This is a genomic window from Cellulomonas denverensis, from assembly GCF_012396125.1.
In the GTDB taxonomy this organism is placed as follows: Bacteria; Actinomycetota; Actinomycetes; order Actinomycetales; family Cellulomonadaceae; genus Cellulomonas; species Cellulomonas denverensis.
The window spans coordinates 19,615-38,453 of the sequence record NZ_JAAXOX010000015.1; the positions used below are offsets into that span (position 1 = coordinate 19,615).

Here is an 18,839-nt window from a genome sequence, read left to right on the forward strand (position 1 = left end):
GTGTGACCGCGCCGGGTCCCGCGCCGGGTGGTGGGGACCACGTCTGAGTAGTCCCACGATTTGCGGACTCGACGAGGTGGCGCGATTGCGCGGATGTCGGTGTCGCTACCCACGGTTCGGGGGCATTCGGTACTCAGACGCCACCGAGGTGCGTGCGCCGACTACTCAGACGGCCCCCGGTCTCACGCGATCCGATCACCGAATGCCCGAATTCGACCAGATCATCTTTTCCGTCGCCGAGAGCCGGTCGACGCCACCCGAACCCCTGGAGGTCCGCCCATGACGGCACGCATCGCCCCCGCTGCGTCCCGGCCCCGCCGTGTGCGGACGTCGGCGCGGTTGGCGCGGTGGAGCCGTCCGGTCGCCGCGGTGCTGGCCGCCGTGGCACTGGTCGCCACCGGGATCACCGCCGCCCAGAGCGCGACCCCGCAGCTCGAGCTCCTGGTGAACTCGCTGAACACCACCGCCGACGCGAACCCCGGCGACGGGATCTGCGCGGACGCCGCCGGCGAGTGCACCCTGCGGGCCGCGATCCAGGAGTCGAACACCCTGAACCGTGCCGCCGACGAGATCCGGATCGGCATGGACCCGGCGTTCGCCGGTGGCCGGATCGACCTGACCACCAGCACCTCGACCTGGATGCGGACCACCTCGGTCTACTCCGGTGGTTCGATCGGCGGCGACGGGGGCGCGATCTTCGAGGTGACGGCCCCGGTGATCATCGACCTGGAGCACAAGGTCACCGCCGCGCCGGTGAGCACGCTGGACGGCCCCGGCGCCGCCGCGTTCTACCTGAACGGCTCGGACATCGAGCTGATCGGGGTCGACAACACCTACTCCGGCGAGACCGCGTTCTACGTCGGCCCGAATGCCGCGAACGTCACCATCCGCGACGGTGCCGTGCAGACCGCCAACTACTACCCGGAGCGGTTCCTGGTGGTGCGCGGCGGCGCCAGCAACGTCACGGTGCGCAACTACGACGTGGCCGGCTTCGCCTCCAACAACAGCGAGTGGGGATGGGGCTGGGTCGACGGCGCCACCACCGCCGCCACCGCGGTCACCAGTCTGACCATCGACAACGTCCGCTACAACGCGAACCTGTCCGGCTCCTGCGACAGCTCCTCGGCCACCGGCTGCTCCTCCACCCCGGTGCAGGCCGAGGGTCAGCACGTCAACCAGTTGACCTTCACGAACAACACGGTGACCAACTTCAACCGGGCCGGCGACAACAACAACCGGCTGCTGAACCTGCGCAACGCCACCGTCGGCACCGTGCTGTGGTCCGGCAACACCATCACCAACCCCCGCCAGTACTCCGCGGACTCGCTGATCGACTTCGGCGTCTCCGGCGCGGGCGCCACCGTCGGCTCCTTCACCATCACCGACAACGTCTTCACCGACGTCCAGGTGGCCAGTGAGGAGATGAACGGCATCATCCGGCTGCCGGCCAACAAGTCGATCTCCGGCACCGGCCTGATCTCCGGCAACACGTTCCTGGCCGGCGACGCGCAGTCGCAGGCGATCTACTGGCAAGGCCCGTACTCGGACGCCGTGAACGTCAGTGCCTCCCACGTCGTGATCGAGAAGAACTACTTCGACGGCTGGGGCGACAACAGCTCGCGGTCCACGATCCGGATGTACCAGACCGGTGCGGTGACCGTCCGGCAGAACACCTTCGGCACCACCACCGGCACCCAGACCAACACGGTCACCGAGGAGGGCACCGCCTCCGGCTCCTACGCCACCACGATGCTGAGCAACTGGTCCTACGGCGCCAACGGCAAGATGAACACCTGGTTCCCGACCGCCCGGAGCAGCGCCAACGTCCAGTCCGCGAACCTGACCGCCCAGCGCTGCACCATCGACCTGGAAGTCGCCCCGCCCAGCGACTCGGCGAACAACGCCGACATCAGCGGCTCGCGCTACCCGGCCACCCCGGTGACCCTGGATCTGTACTGGACCGCTTCCCGGACCGCCGAGGTCTACCTGGAGTCCGTCCAGGTCGCCTCGGACGCCCGCACCACGCTGCAGGTCGAGCTGCCGCTGCCCGGCGACGAGCGGCTGGACCACCTGCCCGACGGCGCGACCCTGCCGGTCGACCCGACCACGGGTGCGGTCTCCGGCGGCCTGCGGCTGCAGACCCAGGACCCGAATGCCGGGGACACCACCGCCTCCTCGCAGTACTCCCGGGTGGCGCTGATCGACGGCACCTGCCAGCCCGAGCTGACCATCGACCAGGCCGATGACCAGAACGACCCGACCCTGGCCCGCGACCTGCACTTCACCGTGCGCTCGTCGATGGCGCTCGACCCGGCCAGCCTGACCGCCGAGGACCTGGCACTGACCGCCACCGCGACTGCGGACACCATCGACGCCGCCCGGCTGAACCCGCGCGTGGTGTCGGTCACCCCGGTCGCCGGGTCGGACAACACCGAGTTCGACGTGATCGCCCGGGTGGACGACTCCGCCACGGTCACCGCGTCCCTGGGCGCCGGCACCGTGACCTCCGAGCTGGGCCTGGCCAACTCCCAGCCGGCGGCCAGCACCGACAACCAGATCACCTTCACCAACCCGCTGGTGGTCGACCCGCCGAAGTTCACGCTGGTGACCGGCGAGCCGAACGGCAAGGACTACACGATCGGCCTGCGGCCCGGTGCGCCGGAGCCCGGCGCGGAGCTCACCTTCACCGCCACGGTGGACCAGACCGGTGTGACCCACGGGGTCGCCCTGTCCACCACCTCGCCGGTGATCGCGGTGGACGCCGAGCAGACCGACCCGATCACCGTGACCGCGGCCGAGGGCCAGGTCACCGCGAACACCCGGGTGGTGATCGCACACGAGGTCTCCTCCGCCGACCCGAACTACGACGGCCTGGTGGTGCCCTCGGTCACCCCGCACCTGTTCGCCACCGACCCGACGGTCCAGATCACCAAGCGGGCCTACACCGAGGTCACCGACAGCTCCAGCCCGGCACAGATCGAGGCCACCGGCACCGAGGCGCTGTCCGGCACCCGGCTGGTCGACGGCCAGGCCGTCTGCTGGGTCTACACCGTGACCAACGTGTCGGCCGACGACTGGGCGACCTCGCTGACCGGGATCACCGTCACCGACTCGGACACCCGGCTCGGCACCGGCGGCGTGATCGGCACCATCGGCACCCTGGGCATCGGCGAGCAGCAGAAGCTGTCCGCCTGCGCCGTGCTGATCCCGACCGACACCACGGCGGTGACTCCGTGACCGGCGGCTCACGCATCCGGCGGCTGATCCCGCCGGCGCTGGCCACGGTCGTGGTCGCCGTGCTCCTGCTGGGCGGGACGATGGCGCTGTGGGCCGCGAATGCCGAGTTCGGCGGCGGTCAGGTGATCGCGGGCGACCTCGCGCTGACCAGTGGTGCCACCACCTGGGAGCAGGTCACCCCGGGCGTGAGCTCGCCGCGGTCCGGCCAGTTCGACGGTTCGGTGCCGCAGGACTTCTTCACCATGCCCGGCGACGTGATCGAGATCCGCCAGCCGGTGACCACCGAGCTGACCGGGGACAACCTGTCCGCCGGGATGACGGTCCGGTTCGCCGACCCGTCGGCCGTGGCGCCGGACATCGCGGCCGGCCGGATCGACGTGGGCTTCGTCGTGCTGGACGACGCGGGTACCCAGGTCGCCCCGGCCACCGGCGCAGCCGAGCTCGGCAGCACCGTGGCGGTTCCCGGCCTGACCGGGGCCGACGCCGGGGTCACCGACGACTGGACCGTCGTGATCCGGGTCGACGTGCTCGGCGACTACGTGTGGACCGACGGCGACCCGGCCGCGGGCACCGGACTGTGGTCGACCGGCGAGGTGCTGGTCGAGTTGCAGCAGGTCCGCCAGGGAGCCGGCTTCGGGGGCGCGGCATGAGCGCCCCGCGCAGGCTCGGCCGGGTGGTCGTGGCCGCTGCGGCGGCGGTGCTGGCCGGAGGCCTGGCCGCGAACGCGCTGTGGTCGGACGGCCGGCAGAGCCTGGAGCCGGCGATGCAGACCGGTGCGGTGAGCTTCGCCGCGCAGGTCGGTCACGACGCGAGCACCCGGGTGGTCTCGACGGTGGGGGAGGCGGTCACCCTGACCATCCCCGGCTCGGAGCTGATCCGGGTGCTCGACCAGCGCGGTCCCGACCCGGAGCCGGTGTTCTGGCACTTCCGGATGACCGGAGCCGCGATGGGCATCACCGGACTGGTCGCCGACGTGCGCGCCACCGCCCAGGTGGCCGCGGACGGCACCACCCATGACCTGACCACCGGTATCGCCGAGGCGGGCACCGTGCTCGCCGGATCGGTGGTCAAGATCTACCCCGCGGCGGCGGGCGGCGACTGCTCGGCGGTCCCGGACGTGCCGGCGGGGCAGGAAGACCGCAACGTCCTCGTCTACGACGGCGAGGCCGACCAGGTGCAGGCGGCCGGGGTCAACCCGGAGGGCGACCTGGTCACCCGCGAATGGTGTGTGGCGATGGACTGGATCGACGACCCGGACGGGCTCTACGTCAACGAGGTCCAGGTCATCGGCACCGCCGAGGACGGCACCGTGAACACCGGCCTGGCCGAGTGGCGCAGTGAGATCGCCTTCCCGCGGCAGCTCGACCCGCTGGGCACCTACGTGAACGAGGCGTGGGTGGAGGCCCTGGCCATGGACGGCACCACGTCGCGCGACAGCGACTCGTGGAGCGCGGTCGTCTATCCGGACCCCTCGAGCGAGCCGGGCATCCAGCTCACGCTCGACCCCTCGATCACGAACCTCAACCCCCAGGTGGCCACGGGCGACCAGCCCGTCTTCACCACCCCCTGAACCGCACCACCCCATGACCCCCTCAGCCCCTGACCCGAACCGGGGCCACCAGGAAGGACACCCCGCACGATGAACACCACCACCTCCCAGTCCCCGGTCATCGTCGTCACCGAGGAGAAGAAGCGCCGCAAGGGCCTGCTCTGGGTCGCCGGCGGCGCTGCCCTGCTGCTCGGCGGCTCGACCTTCGCCCTGTGGTCGGCGACCGGCACCTTCGCCGGGGGCACGGTCACCGCCGGTGACCTGAACATCGAGCAGGCCGCGGACACCACCTTCTGGGACGTCTCCGCGGACCGGAACGACGCCACCGACATCGTGACCGGCACCGACGGCTCCCAGCTCGGCCACCCGATCACCGCGATCACCGACTGGCGGATCGTGCCCGGTGACAAGGTCGCCGCGTCCTTCTCCGCCGCCGTCACCCTCGAGGGCGACAACCTGGTCGGCTCGCTGACCCTGGACGGCGCGCAGGGCAACACCCTGACCAACACCGGGATGACCTACACCTACGAGGTCTACCAGGCCGGCGCACTGCTCGTGCCGGAGACCCCGCTGTCGACCGCGGGGGCCGTCGATCTGATGTACCTGTCCGCCCCGGCGGCCGGCCAGGACGCCGGTCTGGAGGACGCCGACGGCATCACCGTGCACCCGATGGCGGCCCCCACCGAGGACTTCACCGTCGTGGTGTACGGCTCCTTCGACGCCGCGACCGTCGACCGCGACCAGGTCGCCGCGGCCGACACCCTGGCCGACCTGACCGTCACGCTGAAGCAGGTGCGCGGCACCGGCGCCCAGTACTGACGGTTCCCCTGACGTGCGGGGGCGGCGTGTCCCCCTGGCGCCGCCCCCGCACCCCGATCCCCACCCGCACCAGCCGCGCACCCGAGGAGAAGCACATGGCCCGCGTCGCCGTCACCGGCCGCCGCACCCCGCTGCGGGTGCGCCGTTCCTGGTACGACTCGCCGTGGCGGATCGCCGGTCAGGCACTCTCCTCTGCCCTGGTGATCGCGCTGATCGCCCTGACCGTGGCGTTGTTCGTGGTGCCGAAGCTCACCGGTGGCACCAGCATGACCGTGCTGTCCGGATCGATGGAGCCGACCTTCGCCCCCGGCGATGTGATCGTGGTCAAGGGCGTGACGACCGAGGACGTGTGCGCCGACGTCCGGGTCGGCGACATCGTGACCTACTTCCCCGAGCCGAACGACCCGACCCTGATCAGCCACCGCGTGGTCGGCAAGACCATCGGCAGCTTCGAGGACGGCACCGACTGCCGGCTGGTCACCCAGGGCGACGCGAACTCCGCGGTGGACGAGCCGGTCTCCCCCGAGCAGGTGCGCGGGGTGTTCCTGTACGGCATCCCGAAGCTCGGCTGGCTGCGGCAGTGGACCGGCGACCACGTCCAGGTCCTGATGATCGCCGGCGCCATCGCGCTGATCGGCTGGGGCCTGTGGTCCACGCTCCGGCGGCCCAGGACCCGGGTGTACGCCGTGCCCGGCACCGGACCGGTCACCACCCCGGACGTCGTCCCGGATGCCGCGCCACAGGCCCCCGACGACGACCTGCGCCGGCGCGAGCTGGAGCTGCGCGAGCGCGAACTCGCCCTGCGGGAGCGCGAACTCGACTTCGCCCGGCGCCAGGCCGACCGCTGATGGCCGCTCGCACCGTGATCCTGCCCGGCGCCGAGCCGCAGGTGCTGCGCTACGACGACGGCGCGCTGTCCGCCCGTGCCCGGGTGCTGGCCTGGCTGATCGCCACCGTGCTGCTGATCGGCGGCGCCGGGGTGCTCGCGGCGGCCGGCCTGACCCCGCTGACCGGGGCCCGCACCCCCGCCCAGCCCGCACCGGCGGCGGGGACCTCGACCGGCACCTCGACCGGCACCTCGACCGGCACCTCGACCGGCACTGCGACCACCGGCGGCGTCGGCACCTCGACCGGCACCGCGACCACCGGGGGCACCGAGACCTCGACCGGCACCGCCGTCGACGGGGCGATCCGCGCGGAGTGGGACGGCGGGACCGTGCACGTGGACTGGACCGGCGCGCCGTACGCCACCGTGGAGGCGGAGTTTGTCGGCGACCGGGTGGCCGCACCGGGCGACCGGGTGACCCGGACCCTGGACCTCGCCAACGACGGACCCTCCGACGCGGTGATGACCGTCCAGCTCAGCGTCGGCCAGGAGCTGCCGGCCGGCACCGCCAACGCCGATCTGGCCGAGGCGGTGGACCTGTTCTGGGACATCGCCGGGGTGACCGGCAGTGAGCGGTTCGCCGTGCTGCTGGACCAGGACCGGCCCACCATCGCCGAGGTGGCGGTGCCCCGCGGCCAGACCGTCCGGGTCACGATCGGCTTCGAGCTGCCCGCCGACGTCACCCGCCACACCAACGCCGGCACCGACTCGACCGCGCTGCAGTTCCAGGTGCAGGCCCGGATGCAGGGCGAGACCACCGGCGTGGTGCCCAGCAGCCCGGAGCTGGCGATCACCGGGGCCCAGGTCGCCGGCGTGGCCCTGCTGGTGCTCGGCCTGCTCGTGGTCGGCTGGCTGCTGGTCCTGATCGCCCGGCGCCGGACCCGCTGCGACGACTGCGGTCGCCCGATCCGCCGGGGCGAGGACTGTACGGTCCACCACATCGACGGCCGGCGCCGGGTGTTGTGCGCCGACTGCCGGGTGCTGGACCGCTGACCGCCACTCTCCGGCGCCAGCACCCAGGCAGGTGCCAGCTGTCCACCGCTGGACCCTGATCTGGTGACTCGACCACTCAGTGGGCGGGGTGACCCACCTCAAATCGCACCTACACCTAGGCGGACAGGTACTCAGGACACCGAGCATGGGCCGGCGCCGGGAAAGTATGCGAGCTCAGCCGACCTCAGCCCAGCTCGTTCCAGGAGGCCCTTCGTGACCGTCCGAACCGACTCGCGCCGTCCCACCCCCTGCTTGCGGGGCCGGCCGTGAGCGCCGACTGGATCGACGAGGGCACCGCCGCGGTGCAGCGCTGGATGGGCTACGGCCGCAGCGTGCTGATCCGCGGCGACCGTGGCTCCGGCCGCAGCAGCATCCTGGCCGGCCTGATGCGGCCCGCCGTGTCGATGGGCAGCTGGCGGCTGTTGCTGCAACCTGCCGGGCAGCGACCACTGGCCGCGCTCCTGGCGCACAGCTCGACCCGGGACGTCCGCCGCGCCGCCGGAGTGGTGAGCGAGCACGATCTGGTCAGCTGGCTGCGCAAGGAGCTAGAGGCCCCGCACAGCGTGCTGCTGATCGACGACCTGGAGCAGATCGACGAGGCCTCGCTCAGCGTGGTGCGCCGGACCGTGGAGTCCACCGGCGCCGTGGTGGTCGCCACCGCCGGCACCGGGGTGGACCGCGGGCAGTCGCCCGGCCTGGCCGCCCTGCTCGCCGAACTGTCCCCGGCCGAGGTGCACCTGGAGCCGCTCGCCGCCGACCAGATGCACCAGCTGCTGATGCGCCGGCTGGGTGGCCCGCTGGACCTGCGGCTGGTGGTCGCGGTGTCGTCCTGGTCGGCAGGGAACCCGCGGGCCGCGGTCGCCGTGGTCGACAGCGCGCTGTACGCCGGGGCGATCCTCGAGGGCCCGTCCGGCTGGACCGTGGCCGGGGCGCTGGAGCAGGTGCCGATGGATGCCGTGGTGCACGGTCTGGTGGCCGACGCGGACGCCACCGCGATGACCGCGCTGGAGTTCGTCGCCTGGCGCGGCACCGTGGACGCCGCCGCCGCCGAACCGCTGCTGGGCCGCGAGACCCTGGACCAACTGGCCGACGAGGGCCGGCTGATGGCCCGGACCCGCCCGGACGGCTCCACCGTGCTGTGGGTGACGCCGCCGGCGCTCGCGGTCGGGCTGCGCCAGCGGCTGTCCCGGGTCCGTGAGCACCGGTTCTCCCGCTGGCTGGCCGATGTGCCGCAGCTCGCGGTGACCGACGACCCGCTGCCGGACACCCTCGCCGCGGTGGGTCCGTCCGCCGAGCCGCGCCGCCTGGGACCGGGCGCGCTGACCGCGTTCGTGGTGGAGCAGAGCCGCCGGCGCCGGGAGGAGGCGGTCGACGCCTGGCGGGTGTCCCGCGACCTCGGCCGGGCCACCGAGCTGCTGCGCCTGCTCGGGACCGGGAGCACGGTCACCGAGCGCCAGGTGATGGCCGGCACCCAGTTCTGCGAGGGCGACGACCCGGCGCAGGTCGCCGAGTTCACCGCCCGGTTGCACGAGGCCGCCTACCAGGCCGGGGTGCCGGTGGCGGAGTTCGCCCCGGCCGCCCCACCGGCCGCGCGCGAGGAGTCCCCGTTGACCCGGGTCCGGCCCGAGGTGATCGCCCAGATCGCCGCCGGGGACCCGGCCGCCGCCCTGACCGGCACCGACGCCGATCCCGGTGCCGACGCCTACACCCGGGCCTGGTCGCGGGTGCTGCGGGCCGGCGCGCTGGTCGAGGTCGGCCGGGCGGATCTGGCCGGGGAGGTCGCCGCCGAGGAGGTCGGACCGGAGGCTCCGTGCGCGGTCCGGGTGCGGCTGCACGCGATCCGCGGGCTGTCCCTGCTGTACGACCGGATGGACGAGGAGGCGGAGGACTGGATCCGCCGCGGTCTGCGCTGCGCCGAGGACGCGGTGGACGCCGACGCGGTGCAGGTGCTCAACGTGGTGCTGGCCGAGGTGCTGCTGCTCACCGGCCGGGAGGACGAGGCGTGGAGTGCGCTGTCCACCGCGTTGCAGTGCGGCGCCCCCCGGGAGGTGGACAACAGCTTCTACCGCCGCGGCGTCTCCCTGTCGATCGTGCTGCGGCTGCAGGCCGGGGACGCGCTGATGCTGCCCGCCCTGGAGGCCGAACTGGACCGGGCCGCCCCGGCGCGGTTGTCCGTGGTCGGCGACCTGGCCGCGGTCGCCCGCGCCGCGCTGATGTCCGCCCGCCAGCTGGGGTGCGAGTCCTACCTGTGGCAGGCCGGGGTGGAGGCGGACGCCGCGGGCTGGTCGTACACCGCCGCGCTGTGCTGGCTGTGCGCGCCGGGGCCGTACGACAAGACCCGGATCGCCCGGGTGCGCTCGGTGGTCGCGCGGCTCCGCGGTCACCGGCTGGACGGCTGGCTGCGGCTGCACGAGGCGATGGCGGCCGACGACGAGGCGACCACCATGACCGTGCTCGCGCAGCTGCCGCTGGTGCCGCTGCCGGTGGTCGACCGCCTGGTCGGCCTGTGGCGCGGCCGGGAGCTGCCCACGCCGGTCAAGCGCCTGCTGCAGAGCCGCGACCGGGCCCGGGTGCACGAGATGGTCGGCACCCTGTCCAACCGCGAGCTGGAGGTGGCCCGGATGGCCGTCTCCGGGCTGTCCAACAAGCAGATCGCCGATGCGCTCTTCCTCAGCATCCGGACCGTGGAGAACCACATGAGCCGGGCGTTGCAGAAGCTGGGCTGCGCGAACCGGGGCGAGCTCGGCGCCGTGCTGGGCCTGGCGTCCCGGGAGCCGTCCCCGCCGCCGACCCCTGCTCCGCCGCCGGCCGGTACCCCGACCGGTGAGGCCGCCCAGGCCGCCGCCCGGGCAGCGAGCGTGCCCACTCCGCGCGAGTCCCGGGAGGGCACCAGCGCGCCGGTCTGAGCCGGAGCCGTTGCCCGGTGGGGTGACCTGCGCGAGAGTGTCGCTGTTCGGTCCCGGGGAGGGAGAGCCATGACGGCCGGCTGGATCGACGATGTGGTGAACGACGGGCGGCGCTGGCTGGCCATCGGCCGGGACGTCCTGCTGCGTGGCGACCGGGGGTCGGGTCGCAGCACCGCACTGGAACGCCTGTCCGGCGCCGATGCCGTCGGTGGCGGGCTGGTGATCCGTGCGGCCGGGGAGGGCCCCGGGTCTGCTCTGCTCAGCCACCCCTCCGCGCCGGCCGTGCCCTCGGCGGCCGCCGGGGTGCCGGTGCTGATCTCCTGGCTGACCGAGGAGCTGGAGGGTCCGCGCAGCCTGCTGGCGGTGGACGACATCGACGAGGTGGACGACGTCTCGCTGCTGGTGATCCGGCGGGCCCTGGAACGGGTGTCGGCGCTGCTGGTCTGCTCCACCGGGCGGGACCTGACCCGCGGCGGCCGTCCCGGTGCCCGGGCGCTGGTCGCCGATCGCGCACCGGCCGAGATCCGGCTCAAGCGGCTCAGCTACGAACAGATGCACCGGCTGATCAGCGACCGGCTCGGCGGCCCGGCGGATGTCGCGCTGACTTCCAGCGTGATGGCCCGGTCCAGCGGCAGCCCCCGGATCGCGGCCGCCCTGGTCGACGGCGCCCTGTTCGGCGGCAACATCCGCCAGGTCGAGGGCCGGTGGACCAAGCGGCGCCCGCTGGACGACATCCCGTTGGACTCGGTCGCCCTCGCCCTGACCGCGGGCCTGCCCCCCGAGCAGGTGGCCGCGCTGGAGGTGTTGGCCGGCAGCGGCCCGATGCCCCGGCCCGCCGCGGTGGAGCTGGTCGGCGACCCGATGATCGTGGAACTGATCGACTGCGGCCGGGTGGTGTGCTTCTCCGCGGCGAACGGGGACGAGGTGCTGTCGGTGTCGCCGCCGGCGCTGATGCACGCGCTGAACGACCGGCTGACCTGGCCACGCCGGTACGACATGTTCGAGCGGATCGAGCACGAGGACGGCCCCGCGCAGTCCCAGGTGTTCGGTGGCCTGCCGGAGCTCGTGCTCGGCACCGACAACTGGAACGGCGAGGAGTTCCGGCGGTGGTCGGCGGAGGTCGCCGGGCTGATCCAGGAGAAGGACCGGCTGCGCGAGCGGTCGCTGCGGGCGAGTTGGCAGCTGTCGCCGACCGTGGTGCCGGCGAACGCCCTGCTCACCGCGCTGCTGCGCCGACCGGCCACGGCGGCCGAGGTGCAGTCCGTCTTCGATGCGACCGAGGTGTCCCCGGCCGACCCGCCGGAGGAGCGCAGCATGTTCGCCGCGCTGCGCCGGCGGTGGGAGCTGTGGGACGGCGGCGACGACCTCGACCCGGACGACGACACCGGGACGCTGGGTGGGATGGCCACCGCGGTCCGGGTGATCCGGGACGAGGTGGCCGCGCGGGTCCGGTCCGGGGCGCTGGACGAGGACCTGCTCGGCCCGGTGCAGGAGCGGCCCGGGCCGGCCGAGGGCTGGGCGGTGATGACCCGGACCGCCGCGCTGCTGGAGGCCGGGCGGCCGGAGCTCGCCCTGCTGAACGCCGAGCGCAGCCCGCTGTCCCTGGAGTGGCGCTGGTCGTCGATCCAGCACTACCAGGAGGGCATCGTCGGCCTGAGCCTGCTGCACTCCGGCCGGGTCCCGGACGCCGAGGGCGCCGAACTGCATCTGCTGGGCAAGGCCTACCAGGACCTCGACCTGACCGGCATCCGGGTGCACGCCACCGTGCTGGCCGAGCTGTACGCGATGACCGGTCGCCCGCAGGAGGCGTGGCGGGTGCTCAGCACCTCGCTGCGGCTGGGTCCGCCCGGGCCGTTGGAGCGGGCGTTCTACGACCGTGGCCTGGTGGTCGGGGTGGTGAACCGGTCGCAGGCCGGCGATCTGACCCTGGCCCGGACCCTGCTGGCGGAGATCGAGGACAGCCCGCCCGGCCGGGTCGGCACCATCCACTCCGGCCTGCCGCTGGCTCGGGCCGCGGTCGCGCTGGCCGAGGGCGAGGACCCGGGCGAGGAGCTGTGGCGGACCGGGCTGGAACTGGAGCGCACCGGCCGCTGGCAGCCCGCGCTCAGTGCCTGGCTGCTGTACCCGCGGGTGCACCCCCCAGAACGGATGGCCCGGATCGAGGAGGCGTACCGCCGGGTGCGGTTGCCGCTGCTGGAGCCCTACCTGCGGCTGCACCAGGCGATGACCGCGGCGGACTCCCCGGCGATCGCGGCCCGGCTGCGAGAGACCGGCGCGCTGCCCGGCGGGATCGTCGACGTCGCCCTGGAGCTGGTCGAGCCCGAGGACGTGCCGGCCGGCTTCGGTGGCCGTGGCCGCGAGGGGATGCCCGGCGGCCAGGTCGAGACGCTGTCCGCGCGGGAGCGGGAGGTGGCGCTGCTCGCCCAGGAGGGCCTGCCGAACCGGATGATCGCCGAACGGCTGTTCCTGAGTGTGCGCACGGTGGAGAACCACATGAGCCGGGCCCTGCGCAAGCTCGGCCTGTCCACCCGCGCCGATCTGCAAGGCCTGACCGAAGACTGGCGGTTCTGACGAAGCGAGGGCGACATGGCAGTGGAGGCAGGACAGACGGCCGGTGCGGCACGGGTCACGGTGTCGCCGCTGACCCTGACCGCGATGGTGGTCGGGTCGATGGTCGGTGCGGGGGTGTTCTCCCTGCCCCGGCGGTTCGCCCAGGAGACCGGGGTGGCCGGAGCGCTGATCGCCTGGGTGGTGGCCGGTGCCGGCATGCTCACCCTGGCGCTGGTGTTCCAGCGGCTCGCGTTGCGGCGACCGGATCTGGACGCCGGGGTATACGCCTATGCCAAGGCGGGGTTCGGGGAGTTCACCGGCTTCTTCTCCGCGGCGGGGTACTGGGCGAGCGCCTGCGTCGGGAACGTCACCTACTGGGTGCTGATCATGTCCACCCTGGGCGCGTGGATCCCCGCCCTGGGCGCCGGGGACACCGTGCTGGCGATCGTGCTGTCCTCGTTCGGGCTGTGGGGGTTCTTCCTGCTGGTCCGGCGCGGGATCAGTGAGGCGACCGCGATCAACCGGATCGTCACGGTCGCCAAGCTGGTGCCGATCCTGGTGTTCATCGTGCTGGCGCTGTTCGTGCTGGACCCGGCGGTGTTCGCGGACAACTTCCGGGGTGCGGACTACGCCGGCTCGCTGTTCAGCCAGGTGCGCAACACGATGCTGGTCACGGTGTTCGTCTTCCTCGGGGTGGAGGGCGCGAGCGTCTACTCCCGGCACGCCCGGCGCCGCGAGGACGTAGGGCGGGCGACCGTTCTCGGCCTGCTGAGCGTGCTGGCGATCTTCGCGTCGGTGACGATCGTGTCCTACGGCGTGCTGCCGATGAGCGAGATCGCCGAGCTCCGCCAGCCGTCGATGGCCGGGATGCTCGAGGCCGCGGTCGGGCACTGGGGCAGCGTCTTCGTGTCGATCGGGCTGATCATCTCGGTGCTGGGCGCCTACCTGGCCTGGACGCTGATGGCGGCGGAGGTGCTGTTCGTCGCCGCGAAGGACCGGGACATGCCGCGGTTCCTGGCCAAGCAGACCGACCGCGAGGTGCCGGTGAACGCGCTGCTGCTGTCCACCGCGCTGTCCCAGGTGATCCTGGTCATCACGTACTTCTCCGACGACGCCTTCGACTTCGCGCTGGACATGACGGCGGTGACCAGCCTGATTCCGTACCTGCTGGCCGCGGCCTTCGCGGTGCGGATCGCCTCGGGCCGGGGCGGGGAGCTGGTGATCCCGTTGATCGCCTCGGCCTACACGGTCTTCCTGTTGTTCGCGGCCGGGCTGGACCTGGTGCTGATGTCGTTCATCCTCTACGCCCCGTTGACCGTGCTGTTCGCCCTGACCCGCCGGGAGCAGGGCCGCCGGGTGTTCGGGCCGACGGAGCTCGTCCTGTTCCTGGTGGTGACCGCCGCCGCGGTGCTCGGCGTGGTCGCCCTCGCTCTCGGCTGGATCAGCATCTGATGTCGTCCCGTCTCACAGGAGGTACTCCCATGACCATCGACACCACCGCCACCCTCGGGGTGCACTCCGAGGTCGGGCGCCTGCGCAAGGTGCTGGTCTGCTCGCCGGGTCTGGCGCACGAGCGGCTGACCCCGACCAATGCCGACGAGCTGCTGTTCGACGACGTGATGTGGGTCGAGGCCGCCCAGCGCGATCACCTGGACTTCGTCAACAAGTTGCGCAACCGCGGGGTTGAGGTCGTGGAGCTGCACGACGTGCTCGCCGACACGGTCGCCGACCCGGCGGCCCGGGAGTGGCTGCTGGACCGCAAGATCGTGCCGAACCGGGTCGGGCTGGGCCTGGTCGAGGGCACCCGCGCCTACCTGGAGTCGCTCGCCCCCAAGGACCTGGCGCGGTTCCTGATCGGCGGACTGTCCACCCGGGACCTGCCCGAGGACTACCGGACTGGGCACGTGGCGCTCGCCCGCGACTCCTCCGGGGCGGCCGAGTACCTGATGCCGCCGCTGCCGAACACCCTGTACACCCGGGACACCACCTGCTGGATCTACGGCGGGGTCACCCTCAACCCGCTGTTCTGGCCGGCCCGGCACGACGAGACGCTGCTGATGCAGGCGGTCTACCGCTTCCACCCGGAGTTCGCCGACGCCACCGTGTGGTGGGGGGACGCCGAGCAGGACTGGGGCCAGGCCACCCTGGAGGGCGGCGACGTGATGCCGGTCGGCAACGGCACCGTGCTGATCGGGATGAGCGAGCGGTCGTCCCGGCACGCGATCACCCAGGTCGCCCGGGCGCTGTTCGAGCGCGGTGCGGCCGAACGGGTCGTGGTCGCCGGGATGCCGAAGCTGCGCGCCGCGATGCACCTGGACACGGTCTTCACCTTCGCCGACCGGGACCTGGTCACCGTGCACCCGGCGATCGTGGACGGCATCCACCCGTTCACCCTGCGGCCCGGCGACGGCGCCTCCGGCGTGGAGGTCACCGACGAGGACGGCAGCCGGTTCGTGGACGTGGTCGCCCGGTCGCTCGGCGTGCCGAAGCTGCGGGTGGTCGAGACCGCCGGCGACGTCTACGCCTCCGAGCGCCAGCAGTGGGACTCCGGCAATAACGCGGTCGCCCTGGAGCCGGGGGTGGTCTTCACCTACGACCGGAACACCCAGACCAACGCCGCGCTGCGCCGGGCCGGGGTCGAGGTGATCACCATCGTCGGCGCCGAACTCGGTCGCGGTCGCGGCGGCGGGCACTGCATGACCTGCCCGCTGATCCGCGACGCCGTCGACTTCTGAGCGGCCCGGTGCTCCTGCTCCTGGTCGTCGCGCTGCCGGCGGCGCTGGCCGTCGTGTTGCTCGGCGCGGCCAGGAGCCAGGGGCGCGGCGGCCCGCACACGGGTCCGGCGCGCCCCGGGGGACCGGTCCCCGGTCCGGAGCAGCCCGGAGCCCACGTCCCCGGCCTGATCACCACCGCCCCCGGTGGCGGCGGCGCGCAGACCGTCGGCCGGCTGATCGCCCCGCTCGCCCCGGCCGCCCCGCTGCCCGCCATGGCGCTCGCGGTGACCGGTGCCGGGTTCGCGCCGGGCGCCGGATCGATGACCCGGCCGCTGCTGCTGGTCGCCGCGCTGATCTGCACCGCCACCCTGGTCACCACCACCCGGCTGCGCACCACCCGCGGCGACCGGCTCAGCGCGCTGGTGCTGCTCTGCTTCGCCACGCACGGGCTGCTGCTGCTGGCCACCGATCTGGCCCAGCTGCTGGTCGCCTGCGTCGGCACCACCCTGGCGGTCACCGCACTGATCCGCACCGGCCCGTCCGCCGCCTCCGCCCGGGCCGCCCGGGTCTACCTGGTGGTCACCGGCGCCGGTGACCTGGCGGTGGCCGGTGCGCTGGTGCTGATCCTGCGGTCCGGCGGCTGGCGGCTGTCCGAGGTGCCCCAGGTGGTGGCCGGGTCGCCGCAGCTGGTGCCGATCGTCTGCCTGCTGCTGCTCGGCTTCGGGGTCCGGGCCTGCGTCTTCCCGGTGCACGGCTGGCTGCCGCTGGTGGAGTCCCGGTCGTCGGTGCCGGTGGGCGCAGTGCTCAGCGGGATGGTGGTCAGCACCGGGCTGATCGGCTGGATCCGGCTGCTGCCGCTCGGCGAGACCGCGCTGCCCGGCTGGGGGAGTGCGCTGGTCGCCTTCGCGCTGACCGGGTCGTTCCTGGTGGTGCTGCCCGCGTTGCTCGACCCCGACCCGGAGATCTCGCTCGGGTACAGCACGGTCAGCCAGTTGGGCTTCGTCACCGTGCTGATCGGGGCCGCGCTGGCCGTGCCGGAGCTGGCCGAGGCGTGCGTGCTGTCCGCGGTGGTCTACGCCGTGCACCACGCGATGGCCAAGGGCGGGCTGATCCTGGCGGTGTCGATCTGGGAGCGGCACGGCGCGAGCCGGCTGCGCTGGTGGGTGCTGGGCGGCAGCGCGATGCTCGCCCTGGCCGTGGTGGGGGCGCCACTGGGCAGCGGGGCGGTGGCGAAGTACGCCGCCAAGCGCACCCTGTCCGAGGCGCCGTTCGTGGTGGACGTGGTCGCGGCGCTGCCGTTCATCAGTACCGGGTCCACCCTGCTGCTGATCTGGGCCGGGCTGACCCTGCGCCGGCACCTGCGGCCCGGCACGGTGGGCGCCGACCTCGAGCTGCTGGCCTGGAGCGGGTTCTGCCTGGGCGGCACGGTGCTGGCCTGGGTGCTGGTCGCCCGTTGGGTGCCGGTGCTGTCGGTGCCGTCGCTGGACCTGGTCACGCTGTGGCAGGCGACCTGGCCGGTGCTGCTCGGGCTCGGCCTGGCCGGGCTGGGGATGCTCAGCGTCCGCACCGGCCTGGCCGGGCGCCTCCCGCGGGGTCGCCGACTGCCCCGGGGCGACCTGATGGCGCTGCTGGAGCGAGCACTCCATCGCCGCTGAACCGCCACCCAGTGCCGCCCCCGTGCCCCTCAATCCGGCCACCTGTGGCCGGTGGGGCGCACCCGCCCGGCCCGGACCCCGGTGTGCCCCCGCAGGCTGGTGCTGCCCGGGCCGGTGAGCCGGCCGCCCGGGTGACCGCCAGTTCCGGAAGGTGAGGAGAGCGATGAACCGACGTACCCGAGGATGGGCGGTCACCGCCGCGGCGGCCGTGGTCGCCGCCCTGGTCGCCGTGGGCCTGACCGCCGGGAGCCCGGCCGCCGGTGAGCCGGTGCCGGATGTCACGGCCTCCGCCGCCGCGGACCTGGCCCGCTCCGACCCGCAGGACCCGATGGCGCTGGGCGACCCGGATGCGCCGGTGCTGATGATCGAGTGGGCCGACCTGCGCTGCTACTACTGCGGGGTGTTCTCCGAGCAGACCCTGCCCGCGCTGATCAGCGAGTACGTCGACCAAGGGCTGGTGCGGATCGAGTGGCACCCCGCGGTGGTGCTCGGCGACACCTCCACCGAGGCCGCGATCGCCGCCCGGGCCGCCGCCGAGCAGGGCCTGTTCTGGGAGTTCGTCGACGCGCTGTACGCCACCATGCCCACCCGGGAGACCGTGTGGAGCTCCGAGGCGCTGATCGAGCTCGGCGGGTCAATCGACGGCCTGGACCTGAACCGGTTCGCCGATGGACTGGTGGACCCGGAGCTGCGCGCCGCCGTGCAGGCCGACGTGGAGCGCGCCGAGCAGGCCGGGGTCACCGGCACGCCGACCTTCCTCATCGGGGATGAGCTCGTCGTCGGGGCGCAGCCTCTGGCGGAGTTCCAGCGGGTGATCCAGGAGCAGCTCGACCGTTCCTGACCGACTCGGCCGCCCGGTCGGCGTTCTCCTTCAGCGCCTGCAACCGCCGGTTCTCCTGCTCGACCAACCACGCGGCACCCTCCGGGCCGGGCAGCTCGCCCTCGTGCTGGCCCAGCCAGCCCTGCAGCACCACCAGCGGCAGCCAGGGCCCGAGCTCGCGCAGCCGCACCGGGTCGACGCCACGACGGCGCTGGGCGGGGGAGGGCAGCAGATGGCCCTCGGGGTCGTAGACCGGGCTGTCGTCCACCCAGAACATCGCCGGGGCGCACAGCCGGGTGTGCTCCCGGCAGTCCAGCACCGGGTTGACCTCCTCGACGGCGAGCACCCGGACCCGGTCGGTGGTCGACCAGCCGGCGGCGCTGCCGTCCCGGGGCTCGGCCACCGGCTCGGTGCCGGGCTGCACCCGGTAGAGCGTGCCGCCGCGCGGCCGGGTGTTCACCGACGCGTCCGCCCGGGCCAGCTCCCGGTCGGTGCTGACCGGCACCCAGCTGCGGCCACACTCGGGCGCCGGGACGATCTCCGCGCCCACACCGAACCCGTTCGCCCCGCCGTGCCACCAGGACTGCCCCGTGCCGCCCGTCATCGCGTCCCCTCGTGCTTCCCGTGTCCGGCCTCGCACCGGTCGGGCATGACGCTAGACAGGTGACATCCCCCGGGAACCCACGCGCCGCACCCCCGGACCGCTCAAT

The 18,839-nt window shown here is 73.3% G+C and carries 13 protein-coding genes; 12 read left to right on the forward strand and 1 reads right to left on the reverse strand.

Annotated elements, in window-relative coordinates:
- Positions 1 to 279 precede the first annotated feature (279 nt).
- The 12 genes from HGA03_RS17330 (at position 280) to HGA03_RS17385 (ending at position 18,150) form a co-directional block, all read left to right on the forward strand.
- Positions 280 to 3,237 (forward strand): hypothetical protein, encoded by a 2,958-nt coding sequence (locus HGA03_RS17330; RefSeq protein WP_168631534.1) that lies wholly within the window; start codon positions 280 to 282, stop codon positions 3,235 to 3,237.
- The gene (locus HGA03_RS17335; protein ID WP_168631546.1) at positions 3,234 to 3,887 is read left to right on the forward strand and encodes an alternate-type signal peptide domain-containing protein; all 654 of its coding nucleotides are present in this window, start codon (positions 3,234 to 3,236) and stop codon (positions 3,885 to 3,887) included. The genes HGA03_RS17330 and HGA03_RS17335 overlap by 4 nt, the downstream gene beginning before the upstream one ends.
- Entirely contained in the window at positions 3,884 to 4,807 is a 924-nt protein-coding gene (locus tag HGA03_RS17340) for a hypothetical protein (RefSeq protein WP_168631547.1), read from the forward strand. The genes HGA03_RS17335 and HGA03_RS17340 overlap by 4 nt, the downstream gene beginning before the upstream one ends.
- Before the next feature lie 69 nt (positions 4,808 to 4,876).
- Entirely contained in the window at positions 4,877 to 5,605 is a 729-nt protein-coding gene (locus HGA03_RS17345) for an alternate-type signal peptide domain-containing protein (RefSeq protein WP_168631548.1), read from the forward strand.
- A gap of 95 nt (positions 5,606 to 5,700) precedes the next feature.
- Positions 5,701 to 6,453 (forward strand): signal peptidase I, encoded by a 753-nt coding sequence (locus HGA03_RS17350; protein ID WP_168631549.1) that lies wholly within the window; start codon positions 5,701 to 5,703, stop codon positions 6,451 to 6,453.
- Entirely contained in the window at positions 6,453 to 7,484 is a 1,032-nt protein-coding gene (locus HGA03_RS17355) for a hypothetical protein (RefSeq protein WP_168631535.1), read from the forward strand. Before HGA03_RS17350 ends, HGA03_RS17355 begins: the two co-directional genes overlap by 1 nt.
- A gap of 266 nt (positions 7,485 to 7,750) precedes the next feature.
- Positions 7,751 to 10,390, forward strand: coding sequence for a helix-turn-helix transcriptional regulator (locus HGA03_RS19665; RefSeq protein WP_275407610.1), 2,640 nt, complete (start codon positions 7,751 to 7,753; stop codon positions 10,388 to 10,390).
- A 69-nt stretch (positions 10,391 to 10,459) separates the two neighbouring features.
- Positions 10,460 to 12,961 (forward strand): helix-turn-helix transcriptional regulator, encoded by a 2,502-nt coding sequence (locus tag HGA03_RS18535; protein WP_203767633.1) that lies wholly within the window; start codon positions 10,460 to 10,462, stop codon positions 12,959 to 12,961.
- A gap of 15 nt (positions 12,962 to 12,976) precedes the next feature.
- Positions 12,977 to 14,392, forward strand: coding sequence for a basic amino acid/polyamine antiporter (locus tag HGA03_RS17370; protein ID WP_168631550.1), 1,416 nt, complete (start codon positions 12,977 to 12,979; stop codon positions 14,390 to 14,392).
- Between the two features lie 29 nt (positions 14,393 to 14,421).
- Entirely contained in the window at positions 14,422 to 15,675 is a 1,254-nt protein-coding gene (locus HGA03_RS17375; RefSeq protein ID WP_168631551.1) for an arginine deiminase, read from the forward strand.
- Positions 15,676 to 15,683: 8 nt separating this feature from the next.
- A complete protein-coding gene (locus tag HGA03_RS17380) occupies positions 15,684 to 17,309 on the forward strand; it encodes a proton-conducting transporter transmembrane domain-containing protein (protein ID WP_168631552.1) in 1,626 nt (541 codons plus the stop codon).
- 163 nt (positions 17,310 to 17,472) lie between these two features.
- Positions 17,473 to 18,150 (forward strand): DsbA family protein, encoded by a 678-nt coding sequence (locus tag HGA03_RS17385; protein ID WP_168631553.1) that lies wholly within the window; start codon positions 17,473 to 17,475, stop codon positions 18,148 to 18,150.
- On the opposite strand, the gene HGA03_RS17390 is transcribed toward HGA03_RS17385, so the two are convergent.
- Positions 18,068 to 18,733, reverse strand: a complete 666-nt coding sequence (locus tag HGA03_RS17390) for a hypothetical protein (RefSeq protein WP_168631554.1) — start codon at positions 18,731 to 18,733, stop codon at positions 18,068 to 18,070. The two genes, HGA03_RS17385 and HGA03_RS17390, sit on opposite strands and share 83 nt — an antisense overlap.
- Between the last annotated feature and the right edge of the window lie 106 nt (positions 18,734 to 18,839).